Source organism: Neptuniibacter sp. QD34_54, assembly GCF_047778055.1.
In the GTDB taxonomy this organism is placed as follows: Bacteria; Pseudomonadota; Gammaproteobacteria; order Pseudomonadales; family Balneatricaceae; genus Neptuniibacter.
The window spans coordinates 3607240-3623272 of sequence record NZ_CP180546.1; the positions used below are offsets into that span (position 1 = coordinate 3607240).

19 protein-coding genes and 5 tRNA genes are annotated in these 16033 nt (G+C 45.8%); 3 read left to right on the plus strand and 21 right to left on the minus strand.

From position 1 onward, the window contains the following. Positions 1-211: 211 nt before the first annotated feature. The 14 genes from rplA to folA all read right to left on the minus strand — a co-directional run bounded on the left by rplA (position 212) and on the right by folA (position 7127). A complete protein-coding gene (gene rplA / locus ACMXYP_RS16575) occupies positions 212-907 on the minus strand; it encodes a 50S ribosomal protein L1 (protein WP_415882745.1) in 696 nt (231 codons plus the stop codon). Then, complete coding sequence (gene rplK / locus ACMXYP_RS16580; RefSeq protein WP_297305736.1) at positions 907-1341, minus strand: 50S ribosomal protein L11; 435 nt, start codon at positions 1339-1341, stop codon at positions 907-909. Before rplK ends, rplA begins: the two co-directional genes overlap by 1 nt. A 101-nt stretch (positions 1342-1442) precedes the next feature. Then, on the minus strand, positions 1443-1976 hold the full coding sequence (nusG, locus tag ACMXYP_RS16585; protein WP_415882746.1) for a transcription termination/antitermination protein NusG: 534 nt from the start codon (positions 1974-1976) through the stop codon (positions 1443-1445). 13 nt (positions 1977-1989) lie between these two features. Continuing rightward, positions 1990-2406 carry a preprotein translocase subunit SecE gene (gene secE / locus ACMXYP_RS16590; RefSeq protein WP_415882747.1) on the minus strand — a complete coding sequence of 139 codons (417 nt, stop codon included), beginning with the start codon at positions 2404-2406 and terminating at the stop codon, positions 1990-1992. A gap of 13 nt (positions 2407-2419) precedes the next feature. Continuing rightward, positions 2420-2495 (minus strand) — tRNA-Trp (locus tag ACMXYP_RS16595). 65 nt (positions 2496-2560) lie between these two features. Then, positions 2561-3784, minus strand: coding sequence for an elongation factor Tu (tuf, locus tag ACMXYP_RS16600; RefSeq protein ID WP_415882739.1), 1224 nt, complete (start codon positions 3782-3784; stop codon positions 2561-2563). Positions 3785-3870: 86 nt separating this feature from the next. Continuing rightward, positions 3871-3945, minus strand: a tRNA-Thr gene (locus ACMXYP_RS16605). An 11-nt stretch (positions 3946-3956) separates the two neighbouring features. Next, a tRNA-Gly gene (locus tag ACMXYP_RS16610) sits at positions 3957-4031 on the minus strand. Between the two features lie 11 nt (positions 4032-4042). Continuing rightward, positions 4043-4126, minus strand: a tRNA-Tyr gene (locus ACMXYP_RS16615). A gap of 31 nt (positions 4127-4157) precedes the next feature. Further along, positions 4158-4233: transfer RNA gene (locus ACMXYP_RS16620), tRNA-Thr, on the minus strand. A 34-nt stretch (positions 4234-4267) separates the two neighbouring features. Further along, positions 4268-4921 carry a hypothetical protein gene (locus ACMXYP_RS16625; RefSeq protein ID WP_415882748.1) on the minus strand — a complete coding sequence of 218 codons (654 nt, stop codon included), beginning with the start codon at positions 4919-4921 and terminating at the stop codon, positions 4268-4270. A 2-nt stretch (positions 4922-4923) separates the two neighbouring features. Next, on the minus strand, positions 4924-5637 hold the full coding sequence (locus ACMXYP_RS16630) for a type III pantothenate kinase (RefSeq protein ID WP_415882749.1): 714 nt from the start codon (positions 5635-5637) through the stop codon (positions 4924-4926). Continuing rightward, the gene (gene birA, locus ACMXYP_RS16635; protein ID WP_415882750.1) at positions 5634-6608 is read right to left on the minus strand and encodes a bifunctional biotin--[acetyl-CoA-carboxylase] ligase/biotin operon repressor BirA; all 975 of its coding nucleotides are present in this window, start codon (positions 6606-6608) and stop codon (positions 5634-5636) included. Before birA ends, ACMXYP_RS16630 begins: the two co-directional genes overlap by 4 nt. Before the next feature lie 15 nt (positions 6609-6623). After that, positions 6624-7127, minus strand: coding sequence for a type 3 dihydrofolate reductase (folA, locus tag ACMXYP_RS16640; protein ID WP_415882751.1), 504 nt, complete (start codon positions 7125-7127; stop codon positions 6624-6626). A gap of 122 nt (positions 7128-7249) precedes the next feature. Between folA and ACMXYP_RS16645 the strand changes: the two genes are divergently transcribed. After that, positions 7250-8101 carry a thymidylate synthase gene (locus tag ACMXYP_RS16645; protein WP_415882752.1) on the plus strand — a complete coding sequence of 284 codons (852 nt, stop codon included), beginning with the start codon at positions 7250-7252 and terminating at the stop codon, positions 8099-8101. A 50-nt stretch (positions 8102-8151) separates the two neighbouring features. On the opposite strand, the gene lgt is transcribed toward ACMXYP_RS16645, so the two are convergent. Next, complete coding sequence (gene lgt, locus ACMXYP_RS16650) at positions 8152-8928, minus strand: prolipoprotein diacylglyceryl transferase (protein ID WP_415882753.1); 777 nt, start codon at positions 8926-8928, stop codon at positions 8152-8154. Positions 8929-8938: 10 nt separating this feature from the next. Then, positions 8939-9739 (minus strand): sulfite exporter TauE/SafE family protein, encoded by an 801-nt coding sequence (locus ACMXYP_RS16655; protein WP_415882754.1) that lies wholly within the window; start codon positions 9737-9739, stop codon positions 8939-8941. An 84-nt stretch (positions 9740-9823) separates the two neighbouring features. Here ACMXYP_RS16655 and ACMXYP_RS16660 point away from each other — a divergent pair, with 84 nt between their 5' ends. Next, complete coding sequence (locus ACMXYP_RS16660; protein ID WP_415882755.1) at positions 9824-10594, plus strand: NRDE family protein; 771 nt, start codon at positions 9824-9826, stop codon at positions 10592-10594. Between the two features lie 22 nt (positions 10595-10616). On the opposite strand, the gene ptsP is transcribed toward ACMXYP_RS16660, so the two are convergent. Together ptsP and ACMXYP_RS16670 are read right to left on the minus strand one after the other, a co-directional pair. Continuing rightward, positions 10617-12890, minus strand: coding sequence for a phosphoenolpyruvate--protein phosphotransferase (gene ptsP, locus ACMXYP_RS16665; protein ID WP_415882756.1), 2274 nt, complete (start codon positions 12888-12890; stop codon positions 10617-10619). A gap of 15 nt (positions 12891-12905) precedes the next feature. Further along, the gene (locus ACMXYP_RS16670; protein WP_415882757.1) at positions 12906-13397 is read right to left on the minus strand and encodes an RNA pyrophosphohydrolase; all 492 of its coding nucleotides are present in this window, start codon (positions 13395-13397) and stop codon (positions 12906-12908) included. A 136-nt stretch (positions 13398-13533) separates the two neighbouring features. Between ACMXYP_RS16670 and ACMXYP_RS16675 the strand changes: the two genes are divergently transcribed. Further along, positions 13534-14187 carry an HAD family hydrolase gene (locus ACMXYP_RS16675; protein WP_415882758.1) on the plus strand — a complete coding sequence of 218 codons (654 nt, stop codon included), beginning with the start codon at positions 13534-13536 and terminating at the stop codon, positions 14185-14187. A gap of 64 nt (positions 14188-14251) precedes the next feature. On the opposite strand, the gene ACMXYP_RS16680 is transcribed toward ACMXYP_RS16675, so the two are convergent. The 3 genes from ACMXYP_RS16680 to ACMXYP_RS16690 form a co-directional block, all read right to left on the minus strand. Then, positions 14252-14476 (minus strand): phosphatase, encoded by a 225-nt coding sequence (locus ACMXYP_RS16680; RefSeq protein WP_415882759.1) that lies wholly within the window; start codon positions 14474-14476, stop codon positions 14252-14254. A gap of 18 nt (positions 14477-14494) precedes the next feature. After that, positions 14495-15400, minus strand: coding sequence for a polyphosphate kinase 2 (ppk2, locus tag ACMXYP_RS16685; RefSeq protein ID WP_415882760.1), 906 nt, complete (start codon positions 15398-15400; stop codon positions 14495-14497). Positions 15401-15575: 175 nt separating this feature from the next. Beyond that, a complete protein-coding gene (locus ACMXYP_RS16690; protein WP_415882761.1) occupies positions 15576-15983 on the minus strand; it encodes a CBS domain-containing protein in 408 nt (135 codons plus the stop codon). Between the last annotated feature and the right edge of the window lie 50 nt (positions 15984-16033).

The following is a 16033-nucleotide window of genomic DNA, read 5'->3' on the forward strand; positions in this document are numbered from 1 at the left end:
TTACTCCTGGAGTAGTCTTTCGACTTATTACCAACCGCCTCATTTCTGAGGCTTTCCGAGTACGGTGGTTTGATTCAAATACAGAATCTCACCGTCTGCGCAGGCTGGTTTAGCCCATTAAGATAAGGAAACCCTTATCACCTGCGGTCTTTGACGGCCTTCATCTCTGTGTAACAGGTACAGAAGACCCTCAAAAAACCTTTCATGTCGATTAAACTTCTAGAGAAGCCTGATCAACTAGCAAACCTGGACCCATAGTAGTCGACAGGGTTACTTTCTTAAGATACACGCCTTTAGCAGAAGCTGGTTTCAGCTTCTTAAGGTCAGCAACTAGTGCTTCGATGTTCTGCTTGATAGCAGCCGCTTCGAAGTCAGCTTTACCAACACCTGCGTGGATGATGCCGTTCTTGTCAGTACGGAAACGAACCTGACCAGCTTTAGCATTGTTTACAGCAGTAACAACATCTGGAGTTACTGTGCCAACTTTAGGGTTAGGCATTAGGCCACGCGGACCTAGAACCTGACCAAGCTGACCAACAACACGCATTGCGTCTGGAGTTGCGATAACAACACCGAAGTCCAGATCGCCACCTTTCATCTGCTCTGCTAGGTCTTCGAAACCAACAACATCAGCACCTGCAGCTTTTGCTTTCTCAGCGTTTTCGCCTTGAGCAAATACAGCTACACGAACATCGTTACCAGTACCGTTTGGCAGTACAGTAGAACCACGAACAACCTGATCAGATTTACGCGGATCAACACCAAGGTTTACAGCAACATCAACAGTCTCTTTGAACTTAACAGTAGAAAGTTCAGATAGTAGAGAAACTGCATCTTCAATAGAGTAAGCTTTACCCGCTTCAACTTTCTCAGCGATTAGCTTCTGACGCTTAGTCAACTTAGCCATTACTCATCACCCTCCGGAATCAGACCCATGCTACGCGCAGTACCTGCGATAGTACGTACAGCTGCATCCATATCTGCAGCAGTTAGGTCAGGCATTTTAACAGTTGCGATCTCTTCCATCTGAGCGCGAGTAACGTTACCCACTTTCTCAGTATTTGGACGACCAGAACCGCTCTTAAGACCTGCAGCTTTCTTCAGAAGAACTGCTGCTGGAGGTGTTTTAGTGATGAAAGTAAAGCTACGATCAGCATAAACAGTAATTACAACAGGAACTGGCAAGCCGTTTTCCATGCTCTGAGTTTGAGCATTGAACGCTTTACAGAATTCCATGATGTTAACACCATGCTGACCTAGCGCAGGACCTACTGGTGGTGACGGGTTAGCGCCGCCGGCAGGAACTTGCAGCTTGATATAAGCTTCAATCTTCTTAGCCATTTTTATTTAACTCCTAGTGGGTTCAAACGCCTTACAGCTCCCCATTTTCTCAAGACAGAAAAACCCCAGCTCTCGCTGAGGTTATTCCTTAAAACTCTAAATCAGGCTTTTTCGACCTGACCGAAATCCAATTCAACCGGTGTAGATCGACCGAAAATCAACACTGCCACCTGCAGCTTGTTCTTCTCGTAGTTAATCTCTTCAACCACACCGTTAAAGTCAGCAAACGGCCCATCGATAACTCGAACCATTTCACCCGGCTCGAATACAGTCTTCGGACGCGGCTTATCAACACCGCTCTCAACTCGACTTAGGATCTCGTTAGCTTCTGCTTCTGTGATCGGCGCAGGATTACCTGCAGTACCACCGATAAATCCAAGAACGTGCGGCGTATTCTTAACCAAGTGCCAGCTTTCATCATTCATATCCATGTGCACCAACACATAACCTGGATAGAACTTACGCTCAGATTTACGTTTCTTACCGTCACGGATTTCAACAACCTCTTCGGTAGGCACTAACACCTCACCAAAAAGATCCTGCATAGAATGCAGCTCAATTCGTTCTTTCAGCGTATTCATTACACGCTTTTCGTACCCGGAGTACGCATGAACAACATACCAACGCTTAGACATGCTTATCAGCCTCTTAACCTATTGCTCCAGATACTAACCAGCTCAACAATGAGTCAAGCCCCCACAACGCCAAACCCATAATCAGAACCACAACCACAACAATCGCTGTTGTTTGCGCTGTTTCTTGACGTGTCGGCCATACTACTTTGCGAATTTCCTGCTTTGCTTCTTTAAACAAAGTAAAAAACGCTTTCCCTTTTGCTGTTTGCAGAGAGATAAAACCTGCAATCAACGCTAACACAAGCAGTGCAACCACACGGTAGAACAAAGACTGATCTGCGTATACAGAGTTACCTACAACGCCCGCAGTAACAATTGCTACTACAGCGACCCACTTAAGGGCATCAAACTTTGAACCTTCGGAATTCACTTTGGCATTCACGCTTAGGGCCTCAGGATTACTTAAAAATAGCTTGTGTCTTGATGCCATCCCAGAAAAGAGATGGCAGGCCAGGAGGGACTCGAACCCCCAACCTGCGGTTTTGGAGACCGCTGCTCTGCCAATTGAGCCACTGGCCTACTGCATAATAGGGAGGCATATTGTATAAGCCTCCCTACCAGTTGGCAATACCTAATTGTTGATTTTATTCAACAATTTTAGATACAACACCAGCACCTACAGTACGGCCACCTTCACGAATCGCGAAACGTAGACCTTCTTCCATTGCTACTGGGTTGATTAGTGTAACGTCCATTTGAACGTTATCACCAGGCATTACCATTTCTACACCCTCTGGAAGCTCACATGCACCAGTGATGTCAGTTGTACGGAAGTAGAACTGTGGACGGTAACCTTTGAAGAATGGAGTGTGACGACCGCCTTCTTCTTTGGATAGTACGTATACTTCACCCTCGAAACGAGTGTGAGGAGTGATAGAACCTGGAGCTGCTAGTACTTGACCACGCTCAACCTCTTCACGTTTAGTACCACGTAGTAGAACACCAACGTTCTCACCAGCACGACCTTCGTCAAGAAGCTTACGGAACATCTCAACACCAGTACAAGTAGTAGTCGTAGTTTCTTTGATACCTACGATTTCAACTTCTTCACCAACTTTGATGATACCGCGCTCAACACGACCAGTTACTACAGTACCACGACCCTGGATAGAGAATACGTCCTCGATAGGCATGATGAAAGCACCGTCGATAGCACGCTCTGGCTCTGGGATGTAAGAGTCTAGAGTTTCAACTAGAGTCTTAACAGCAGTAGTACCAAGTTCGTTGTCGTCTTCGCCGTTTAGGGCCATTAGAGCAGAACCTGGGATGATTGGAGTGTCATCACCTGGGAATTCATACTGGTCTAGAAGCTCACGAAGCTCCATTTCAACCAATTCTAGCATCTCAGCGTATTCTTCAGAGTCAGCACCACCACAGTCTTCTGCTAGTAGGTCTGCTTTGTTTAGGAATACTACGATGTAAGGTACACCTACCTGACGAGATAGTAGGATGTGCTCACGAGTCTGTGGCATTGGACCATCAGTCGCGCCACATACTAGGATCGCGCCATCCATCTGTGCAGCACCAGTGATCATGTTCTTAACATAATCGGCGTGGCCTGGACAGTCTACGTGTGCGTAGTGACGTTCTGGAGAATCATACTCAACGTGAGAAGTTGCGATTGTGATACCACGCTCACGCTCTTCTGGAGCGTTGTCGATACCGTCAAATGCAACAGCGTCGCCGCCCCATACTTCTGCACATACGCGAGTTAGAGCTGCTGTTAGAGTAGTTTTACCGTGATCAACGTGGCCGATTGTACCAACGTTAACGTGCGGTTTTGAGCGTTCAAATTGTTCTTTAGCCATCAGTCTGTCCAGTGCAAATTAATTTACAAAGTGCCAAATATAACAAAGGGCAGATATATTACTATATCTACCCTAAAAATAAATTCTGGAGCTCAAGAGCGGAATTGAACCGCCGACCTCACCCTTACCAAGGGTGTGCTCTACCCCTGAGCTACTTGAGCTTAGTCTCACTTGGAGCGGGTAGCGGGAATCGAACCCGCCTCTTCAGCTTGGAAGGCTGAGGTAATAGCCACTATACCATACCCGCCTTACTGTGAATGGTGGTGAGGGGTGGATTCGAACCACCGAAGCTTACGCGTCAGATTTACAGTCTGATCCCTTTGGCCACTCGGGAACCTCACCAACAATTTCAAAACTTCACTGACCTATGAGATGGTGCCGGCACCAAGAGTCGAACTCGGGACCTACTGATTACAAGTCAGTTGCTCTACCAACTGAGCTATACCGGCGTCTCAATGAAGTGGCGCGTATGTTACCACCGAATCAGGGCTTTGCAACCCCTTTACACAACTTTTTTTCAATTTTTATAAAATAATAGTTTTCTTTGACTATTTCTTTGATTTTACTGGATAAATTTCGATCACCTGAGGCATCCATTACAACAACATAGCGAGTTCCAGTAGATTCGCGCTTTTCTACACGACTATCAATTGCTAGTGACGATAGTACCTTTACCTGCTCTACAGCCGATTCTTTATTACTATAACCTTCTAGGCTGTATTCAAAGTCCAGTAATTCGTCACCAACTTCACTTAACCCCTTGTTTTCCAGGTAATCCATTAAAGCCAAGCGTTTCTTTAGATCTTCCGGTAAGGAAATCACTACCACATAGCTAGCAACAGCTACTTCTATCGCTTTATATTCAGCCTGACCGCCTAAACCGACAATAAATTGCGTCACGGCAGCTGCTTTTACATCGGTTTCAAAACCAGTAAACCACAAACACTCTTGCCGGCTAGACTTCTCAGCCTTCAGCCTTTCAAGAGCATCCTGATCCATCTCAGCAACCAGCTTTAATGTATTCAGCTGCTGGCGAGCCTCAGAGATTTTATTGGCCTCTGGCTCTAGCTGGATCGAATGCCAAAACAGTAATACCGCATTGGCTAATAATAGAAAGAGAAACAACCAACGAAACATAACTAAGCCAACGCCCAAGCCAAACCGTCTAAGACCAAATCTGGCTCTAGGTGCCCGCATCCAGCCATCTTGTAGAACAGCTCGCCATCACCGCCTGTTATATAGAGCGCGCTATGCTCAATTTTTAGATCCTTTACAATTTTTTCCGCCAAAGCAACAAACGCAAAATCAATTCCGTTAGACACGGCTGAATTTGTATCTTTGCCTGGCTGAGGATTAAAGGACTTAAGTGAATGATCGATAAGAATTTCAGATGTGTTTTCTAATAGGCCTTTTTGCATCAACCTGAGACCAGGAATGATATGACCGCCTATATGTTGTCCTTTATGATCAACGTGATCGACAGTAATCGCACTTCCACAATCGACCACACAACAAGCGCCACCCGCTTTTTTAAAGGCCGCTAACATAGCCAACCAACGATCAACCCCCATCCGCTGCGGATCGACATAACTATTTTTTAATCCAGCTTGCTCCGCTGTTGTTTTAGCAAATATAGGCTCGACTTGCTCTAGCGCTTGAAAGATTACCTTCAGTTGCAGGTTTATTTCTTTACCTGCAACTGACGTCACTCTGATTTTTGAAAATTTTTGTAGCCAGCTATCCGGAATTGACTGCTCGTTCAATTCTCGCGTTAACAGCTTACCTCGAGCACCATTCTGTTCGAGCACTCGCCACTTTATAAACGTATTGCCAGCATCTATTTCAAGAATCATAAGTTTCGCTGAACACTCACTTCTCCACCGTGAAAAGCCTGCACGCCAGACGGCGTTTGTAGAAGCAGTGCGCCGGAGGTATCGATACCGTTGCAAACACCTTCTACCATCTTCTCACCAACCTGCAATACGATCTCTTTATTCTGCATAGCATGGTAGGACTGCCACTCATCAACCCATGCAGCAAAGCCTGTGCGCTCAAACTCTTCAAGCCTTACTACTAGCTGATTAATAACTTCGGCTAATAGTCGATTGCGGCTTACATCAGTGCCAGCAATAGTTTTAAGATCGGTCCAAGGCTGATCGATATCTTCAGCCTGTTCTTTTGGCATATTCACATTCATACCAACACCAATAATCACTTGGCATTGACCGGACGCTTCTCCATTTAACTCAATCAAAATCCCTGCAAGTTTTTTGCCTTGATAAAGTAGGTCGTTTGGCCATTTCAGCTCAACCCCATCAACCGAGAGTACTTCCAATGCTTTAACAAGAGATAGACCGATCAGCAGACTCAAACCCTCAAGTGCTGCAGCGCCCTGCTCAAATCGCCATACTAAAGAGAAATAAAGATTGCGAGCAAAAGGACTCACCCAGCTGCGACCTCGTCGACCACGACCTTCTGTCTGCTGCTCAGCAACAAACAAACGCCCATGACAATCTCCCTTCTGAGACTCCTTCATAGCCATCTCATTAGTAGAGGCAATGGTTAACGGAATCTCTGGACATTTAATTAGTTCTGCAACCTCTGGGCGTAAAGCAGATTTAATCTGCTCATAATCCAGTAGCTCTACACCACCCGGGACTCGATAACCTCGCCCTTTAACACTGTAGACTTCAAGACCGCTTTCTTCGATACGGCGTATATGTTTCCAGATCGCACTACGGCTGATTCCAATTTCCTCTCCCAATTCTCGACCGGAGTGGAATTTGCCATCAGCTAGAATAGACAACAACGAACGGAGCGTCATACTACTTTGCCTTCTTTAAATTTTATCTAAAACAATAAAGCTATAGTTGTATGGGTTAGGTCCTTCTGCAGAGAAATCTTCTCTACCCACTTCTTTCCAATTTTCTCGCGCAAACTCAGGGAACCAAGCATCCCCTTCTATTTCTGCATCAACTTCTGTCAGATATAAACGATCAGCCTTCTCTAACGCTTGCGCATAAATCTGACCGCCACCAATGACCATCGCCTCGGATGCACCATCGATCATTGCTACACTTTCAGCCATATCAATAGCCGCTTCTAGGCTAGAAACAACTTTGACACCTTGAGGCGCATAAGATTCCTGTCTAGAGATAACGATATTGGTGCGCCCAGGTAGTGGACGGCCTATAGACTCATAGGTATTTCGCCCCATGATAATCGGCTTACCCATAGTCACTTGTTTAAAGTAACGTAGATCTTCAGGTAAGTGCCATGGCAGCTTATTGTTAACGCCAATCACTCGATTTTTAGCTTGTGCAACAATAATTGCTAAGTTCATCGAAACTCCTAATCGACTTATATCGCTAAGATATTAAGCATCATTTTATATTCTTACCAAAAATACTTAACATTCGGTAACATAATCTCACTGAATTTAAACACAGGGTTAAGCACAAACCAATGAGACAATACCTAGATCTGTGCCAAAGAATTATCGATGAAGGCGTTTGGGTAGAAAACAAACGCACAGGCAAACGCTGCCTTACCGTCATTAATGCTGATTTAACTTATGACGTCGGCCAAGGGCTGTTCCCTATGGTGACTACGCGCAAGTGCTTTTACAAATCAGCGATTGCAGAGATGTTAGGTTATCTCCGCGGTTATGATAACGCAGCAGATTTTCGCAAGATTGGCACCAAAACATGGGATGCCAATGCCAACGACAATGCTGAGTGGCTAGCTAATCCATATCGAAAGGGTGAAGATGATTGCGGTTTCATCTACGGAAAAGTAGGCAGAAACTTCCCAAAACCCGATGGCGGCAGTATCGACCTATTGCGCAAAATTGTGGATAACCTATCAAACGGTATTGATGACCGTGGTGAGATCTATACCTTCTATCACCCGGGTGCCTTCCACATGGGCTGCTTACGACCTTGCATGTATAGCCATCACTTCTCACTGCTAGGCGATACACTTTACCTAAACAGCACTCAGCGAAGCTGCGATGTGCCATTAGGTCTGACATTTAATATGGTGCAGGTGTACTTCTTGCTAGCGATCGTAGCACAGATCACCGGTCATAAACCGGGTAAGGCATATCACAAGATCGTGAACGCCCATATTTATGAAGACCAAGTTGAGCTAATGCGCGATGTGCAGCTTAAACGTGAGCCGTTACCGTTACCGACCTTTAAGATCAATCCAGATATCAAAACGCTGGAAGATTTGGAAACATGGGTAACCGTCGATGACTTTGAAGTTGAAGGTTATCAGCACCACGACCCGATTCAGTATCCGTTCTCGGTTTAGATCAGACAATAAAAAAAGAGGCCTATTTGGCCTCTTTTTTAAGCTCAATTTCATCCGCGCTTATAAGCGAGCCCAACCAACAACATCCCCAGCAGTATCATCGGCAAAGAAAGCAACTGACCCATGGTTAGCCACTCAAATGCGATAAACTGAAGATGCGCGTCCGGTTCACGCACGAATTCTACTAAAGATCGGAACAAACCATAGAGCAGTAGGAATAATCCAGAAACAGCCATTTTCGGTCGCGGTTTAGATGAGAACCACCAAAGCACCACGAATAGCACAAGCCCTTCTAGTGCAAATTCATACAACTGAGAAGGATGACGAGGCAGATCACCTCCGCGAGGAAATACCACACCCCAAGGCCCATCGGTAACACGCCCCCAAAGCTCACCACCAATAAAGTTACCAATACGGCCTGCACCTAAACCAATCGGCACCAAAGGCGCTACAAAGTCCGTCATGGTAAATAGGGATTTACCGTGTTTACGACCAAACAGATACATGGCCGCGATAACACCGAGCAAACCTCCGTGGAAAGACATCCCCCCTTCCCAGATAGCAAATAGCCAAAGCGGATCTTGCAGGAATCGATCAAGGTGATAGAACAGGACATACCCCATTCGACCACCCAATACCACGCCCATAGCACCCCAGAAGATCAGATCTGATATCTGCTCTTCAGTCCAGCCAGAACCAGGTAAACGCGCTCGCCTTACACCTAGCCACCAAGCTGCGGCAAAGCCGATCAAATACATCAAGCCGTACCAATGAATCTGCAATGGCCCAACATCTAATGCAATCGGGTTGATATCATGAACCCACACAGCACTACTCCTAAACTAGGTTACTGATTAAGAAACGCAGCCCTACACAGAATAAAAAGACTGCAAAAATCCGTTTTAAAACTGGTCCTGGCAGACTGTGCGCCCATTTAGCACCAAACTTAGCAAAATAAGAACTGGTCAAAACAATACCTGCAAATGCAGGTAGGTAGACATAACCTGCACTCCAATCAGGCATATCAGCATTCCCCCAACCTTCCCAAACATTGGTTAACGCCGCCATTACTGCAATCGGAAGACCACAGGCAGCTGAAGTAGCCACTGCTTGTTGCATCTGTACTCGCCCCCAGGTGAGATAAGGCACTGTCAGGGTTCCACCACCAATACCAAAAATACTGGAAAGCCAACCAATCACACCACCTGAGATAACAAAAGATTTGGTACTCGCCGATATTTCACCCGCATCAGGCTTTAAGTTCAACGCCATTTGGATCGAAACCAAAATAGCAAAGCCGCCCAACGCAATTTGTAGCCATTCACCAGTCATTTGCCCCGCAGTTTTAACGCCGAGAAATGCACCCAACAAAATACCAGCTGTTAAAGGCTTAAAAATATCCCAGCGGACTGCACCTTTGCTGTTATGTGCCATAGTAGAGCTGATCGAAGTCACTACTATGGTCGCTAAAGAGGTGGCAACCGCTGCATGGGTCAACACGCTAGGCGCCATCCCCTGCAATTCAAAGCAAAAGACCAATACCGGCACGATCAACAGACCACCACCAATACCAAATAAGCCTGCAACAACCCCTGCTGCTGCGCCTAGAATTAAGTAGGTAAGAATTGTGATCAGCATCTTTTATCCTTTACTCTGCCTTTGTGCGATTTGCACTTACAATAAAAACGATCGCTATATTACCCAATTAATGGCCTATTACCTATGTGCTTAATAACATTCGCGTATAAGACCCACCCTAAGTACTCCCTGATTTTACTCGCCAATCGCGACGAGTTTTATCAAAGAGCCAGTCAAGCGATACATTTTTGGCCCGATCAGACTCAGGTGCTTGCCGGAAGGGATCTAGAACAGATGGGCACTTGGTTGGGCATCAATAAAGCAGGAAAGTTCTCAGCCGTTACCAATTTTCGTGATGGCAACAACATGGCCAAATCGAAAAAATCTCGCGGTGAGCTTACAGCCAATTTTTTAACGGGTTCTACTGATGCGAAAAGCTATTTAGCGCAATTGGAGAAAGAAAAATCACAATACGGCGATTTTAATCTGCTTACAGGGGACAAAACAGGTCTGTACTACAGTTCTAACCGCGGAGGCCAAACGCAGCAATTACAACCCGGCGTATACGGAATGAGTAATGCGCTTCTAGACACGCCTTGGCCAAAGCTTACCCAAGTAAAACAGGCGCTAGTAGATAAAATCGAAAATGAGATGATTTCTGAGCAGGCTTTGTTTGAGATTATGCTTAACGATCAACAGGCTGCAGACGAAAACTTGCCGGACACCGGCGTACCTTTTGAATGGGAAAAACAGCTCTCTTCTAGCTTTATTCGATCAGAGACTTATGGCACTCGGGCTATAACGCTCCTTCTGCAAGAACTCGATGGCTGCACAACAGTTATCGAACAAGGGTACGACTATAATGGCCCCTTAAAAAGAAGTGAGTATCAACTTACTTTGCCAGCCTTAGGGTAGCGACCTCAAGGAAAAAAACAGACTAAACAACAACCGGCTGTTTTGGCAGCGCTATACCCAAGTCAGTGAGACGCTCATTGATAAACTGCTGAATACGATCAGCATCATCCATCGCCATCACATCTTTCAGGAGTTGACCCGCATCTTCCTTACTCACTTGGCGGATTGCCGCTTTTACTTTAGGCAGATTGGTCGCGTTCATTGATAGCACGTCATAGCCCATTGCCATCAACAGCAAAGCACCGCCTGGCTCAGACGCTAATTCACCACAGATAGACACTGTAACGTTTTCTTTATGGGCTTCTCGCGCAATGAAAACCAGCGCCCTAAGAACAGCGGGATGGTAACTAACATACAGATCAGCAACACGAGGGTTATTACGATCTACGGCAAGCAGATACTGAGTAAGGTCGTTGGAACCCACTGAGATAAAATCGACACGACGGGCAAATCGGCGTACCTGATAAACAGCAGCCGGCACCTCAACCATCACACCCACCAATGGACGCTCTATATCATGCCCTTCATCTTGCAGTTCTTTAACTGCACGATCAATCTGACGACTTGCTTCTTCTACTTCGCCTACGCTGGTCACCATCGGCAACATGATACGTAGATTACCGTAACCTTCACCTGCTTTAAGCATTGCGCGTACTTGCACAAGGAAGATCTCAGGATGATCCAGCGTCACTCGGATACCACGCCATCCCAAGAATGGGTTTTCCTCTTCAATTGGAAAGTAAGGTAGTGACTTATCTCCACCGATATCCAAGGTACGCATTGTCACTGGGCGAGGATGGAATGCTTCTAACTGTTTACGATACGTCTGTGCTTGATCCTGCTCACTCGGGAAGAACTCTCGAATCATGAAAGGCACTTCGGTTCGATACAGTCCGATACCTTCTGCGCCACGATCCAGTGAACGCGCCACATCGGCGATCAAACCTGTATTTACCCAAAGAGGCATACGGAAACCATCTGTAGTTTCCGCAGGAAGGTCCTTAATCGCTTCAAGTTCGGCAGCCTGCTCTTGTTCACCGCGCAAGATATCTCTGTAGGCCGTTAGTAGATCTTCTCCCGGCTGAACATAGATTCGACCTGAGTAGCCATCAAGAATCAGCTCTCGACCATCAATACGCGTCAGGGGCAGATCCACTGCTCCCATAATGGTCGGAATACCCATGGAACGAGCAAGGATCGCAGCATGAGAATTACTGGAGCCATGAACAGAAACTAAACCGACCAACTTCTCGCTCGGCACTTCACCAAGCATCGCCGGAGTTAATTCATCAGCAACCAGTATGGTTTCATCGGTAAATTCGAGTACCGCCGGTGCGTCTTCTTGCAGATAGGCGAGCACTCGACGCCCTAAATCTTTGATATCAGTCGCACGTTCACGCAGATAGGGATCATCCATCATCGAAAACTGACGCACATGTTCCGTAACAACTTCACGGAGCGCACCTTGCGCCCAGTTCCCTTGACGAATTCGAGCAACCACTTCACCAGCCAAAGCGTTGTCATCCAACATTCGAAGATAAACATCGAACAGCGCCTGCTCTTCAGAACGTAAACGCTGGGCTAAACTGCGCCCAACTACTTTGATATCCCGTCGAACAAGCTTTAACGCAGCTTCAAAGTTCGCAATTTCCTGCTCTACATCTTTGGCAACTTTATCCGGAACTGAATTCAGATCTGCAGGAGGCGCAACAACCGTAGCCGAACCAATAGCTACGCCAGCAGAACCCGGTACACCTTCAAAGCGTAAGTTAACAATCTCGCTACTAGGCTCTTCACCCATCGCACCTAAAGAGCCTGTGGCTTCAGCATGAGCAATCGCACCTGCTAGTTGCGCAGATAATGTAACCAGAAAAGCTTCTTCGCTCTCATCAAAACGGCGCTGCGCTTTTTGCTGAACAACTAAGACCCCTAAAACACCGCGGTGATGGATAATCGGCACACCGAGGAAAGAGTTAAAACGCTCTTCACCAGTGGACTCAACATATTTGTAGGCGGGATGTTCAGAGGCGTTTTCAAGGTTAATCGGTTCGGCACGATCCACCACCATACCAACCAAGCCTTCTTCGGCAGATAAGCGAACACTACCTACCGCTTCTTGATTTAGACCCTCGGTCGCCATCAAAACATAACATTGATCCTCGGGATCAAATAGATAAACAGAACAAACCTCTGTGGACATAGCACGCTGGATGCGACGCACAATCAGATTCAGTACCGAGTCCAAATCTGGCGCGATACTGACTTCCTGTACAATCTTCTTCAACACATCCAGCATTCAGTGTCTCTCCTTCTAGGTATTTATGGCATTAAATCTCGATAGTTTAGGTGATAATTCTCGCATTGCCTTGCGATACACCTCTCGTTTAAATGACACAACCTGTCCTAGCGGATACCAATAGCTCACCCAACGCCAACCATCAAACTCTGGCGATTCAGTGTGATCAATTTTTACCGCGCTATCTGCGCTCAACATCCGTAGCAAGAACCATTTTTGCTTCTGGCCAACACATACCGGATGCGAATTGCGCCGGATCATTCGTTTGGGCAATCGGTATCTCAACCAACCTCGGGTTACTGCAACAATCTCTACATCTTCTGCAGCAAGTCCAATCTCTTCTCTTAATTCGCGATACATTGCTTCTTCAGGGGTTTCATCCTCATTAATCCCCCCCTGCGGAAACTGCCAAGCATCTTGGCCAATTCGTCTTGCCCAAAGGACCTGACCCAGCGAGTTAGCCAGAATGATACCGACATTCGGCCTGAACCCATCTGAATCAATCACTTTAGTTATTCCTAATTATTTTTCAGCTATTGTTCCATAATTCTTTGATACTCAGCAAATCCCTTTTCAGACAATTGCATTCAAAGCATATCCTCCCTATCCTTGCGACACTATCTTATTCGTTGAGGAACCTCTTTTGAGCTTAGCAATTTTTGATCTGGACAATACTCTTCTTGCCGGTGACAGCGATCACGCATGGGGCGAATTCCTGTGCGAAAAAGGAATTGTAGATAGCGATGAGTATAGTCGCGCAAACGACTACTTTTACGAGCAATATAAGAATGGCGGATTAGATATTTTCGAATTCCTTGCCTTTGCTCTAAAGCCTTTGGCTCAGATGCAACGTGCAGAACTAGATAAACTGCATTTAGAGTTCATGGAATCTAAAATTATTCCAATTATGCTGCCTAAAGCGGCTGAGCTTCTACAGAACCACCGCGAACAAGGTGATTACTTGCTTATTATCACAGCGACTAACCGCTTTGTAACAGGCCCTATCGCAGACAAGCTGGGCGTTGACGACATTATTGCAACAGACCCAGAAGAAGTGGATGGCGAGTACACAGGCAAAGTTGCGGGTATACCTTGCTTCCAAGATGGCAAAGTAACGCGCCTGAATGAATGGTTAAAACATAATGACTTCAATTTAGAAGGCAGTTATTTCTACAGCGATTCTCATAATGATTTGCCACTGCTAGAAAAGGTCACTCATCCAGTCGCTGTCAATCCAGATGAGACCCTAGAAGATCATGCTAACGCAAAACTCTGGCCAGTATTAGATTTGCGTTAACCCCACGTTGATTAAAGCAAAAAAAGAGAGGCAACAGCCTCTCTTTTTTATTACCTATTAAAGTTCAATCAAAGTGCTCAGCAAAATGACGAACATCGTGAGCTAACTTATCAATCTTATCGGCAGCCTTTTCCATCTCTGCCAAAACAGCCGCACTGATCGCTGACTCAATCAACAGTTCTAACTCATCAAAATGTTCTTCACCAATATCGTTACACATTGCTATTGGTAATCTCTCCTTAAAAGACGAGACAACATGTTGAGCATGTGCAGTTTGTTTCATTGTCATCGTTTTACTCCTTAACTCTTACTTATGCACTGGGTGACGATCAATTTGCCCTTGGGCATTGCTGACGATTTGCGGATCCGGCTGAAGATCAATCTCTTCACTTTTATTCGGATAAGGCATACGACTAAGTAGATGGCGCATTGCATTAAGTCTTGCGCGCTTCTTATCGTCAGACTTAATCACCGTCCAAGGTGCATCTGCTGTGTCGGTATAGAAAAACATCGATTCTTTGGCTTCTGTATATGAATCCCACTTATCCAAAGAGGCCAAATCAATTGGAGAAAGCTTCCATTGTTTCAACGGATCTACACGGCGAGCCTGAAAACGTCGGAACTGCTCGTCACGGCTTACCGAGAACCAGAACTTAAACAGTTTGATGCCACTTCGCGCCAGCATACGCTCCAGATCAGGGGTCTGACGCATAAACTCTAAATACTCAGATGGCGAACAGAAGTTCATTACTTTCTCAACCCCAGCACGGTTGTACCAAGAACGGTCAAACAGCACTATCTCACCAGCCGTAGGAAGATGGTTGATGTAACGCTGGAAATACCACTGTCCTTTCTCTTGCTCGGTCGGCTTTTCCAACGCCACCACACGTGCACCACGGGGATTAAGGTGCTCCATAATACGTTTGATGGTTCCGCCTTTACCGGCTGCGTCACGCCCTTCAAAGAGGATAACAACACGCTGCCCGGTCTCACGCACCCAGTTCTGCATCTTCAACAGTTCTATCTGCAGCTCTTTTTTACGCTTTTCGTATTCTTTGCGGGAAATTTTTGTATCGTAAGGGTATTCGCTGGACTCAAACAGATCAGTAACTTCCTGATCCAGCAGTACAGTAGGGCAAATTTCTTCTTGCGGTGGCAAGATCACATCTGCAGTTTGAACATCAACATCTGGGGTCTGTAACTCCTGGTTCATAGGCTTACCTCTCTAGTTCGGTTAATCAGTATTACTGATTATGCGCCTACTACATCAGGAGTTTCTGATATAGATCAAACAACCATTAGTATTTTAAAAGTTAACGTTCCCTCTATAATTATTCTTCGGTATGATCCCCGCCCTTTCCGATTAAACCTTCACGGAATAACAGCCCTTAAGCCACCACTTTACAGTGCTTCAAGGACTCATTTAGCTCATGCATCAACATGCTTCGCGTGATGATACCCACTAGCTTATTCTGCTCAACCACTGCATACACTTTTGGTTTATCCAAACCCATCTGCTGAGCTAAATCGACAATACTCAATCCCGGTGAAACCGTAAGTGGATCGGTACGCATAATATCGCCAACAATTTCGTGGCTATCACAGTGATAACTGTCGGTAACTAAATAAGGCAAACAATCAAACTCTGATAAAAAGCCAACCACCTTCAAGTTTTTATCTACTACCGGTAAGCCTAAATACCCAGAATCTAGAATATGAGAAACCGCCTCAACTAGGGGCATATCTGCACTTAGCGGCTTATTCACAGGAAACATTGCATCTTTTACTTGTAACATAACCCTACCCACCTGTTTTATCTTGCTGATTACAGTCTGGCAAAGAACTC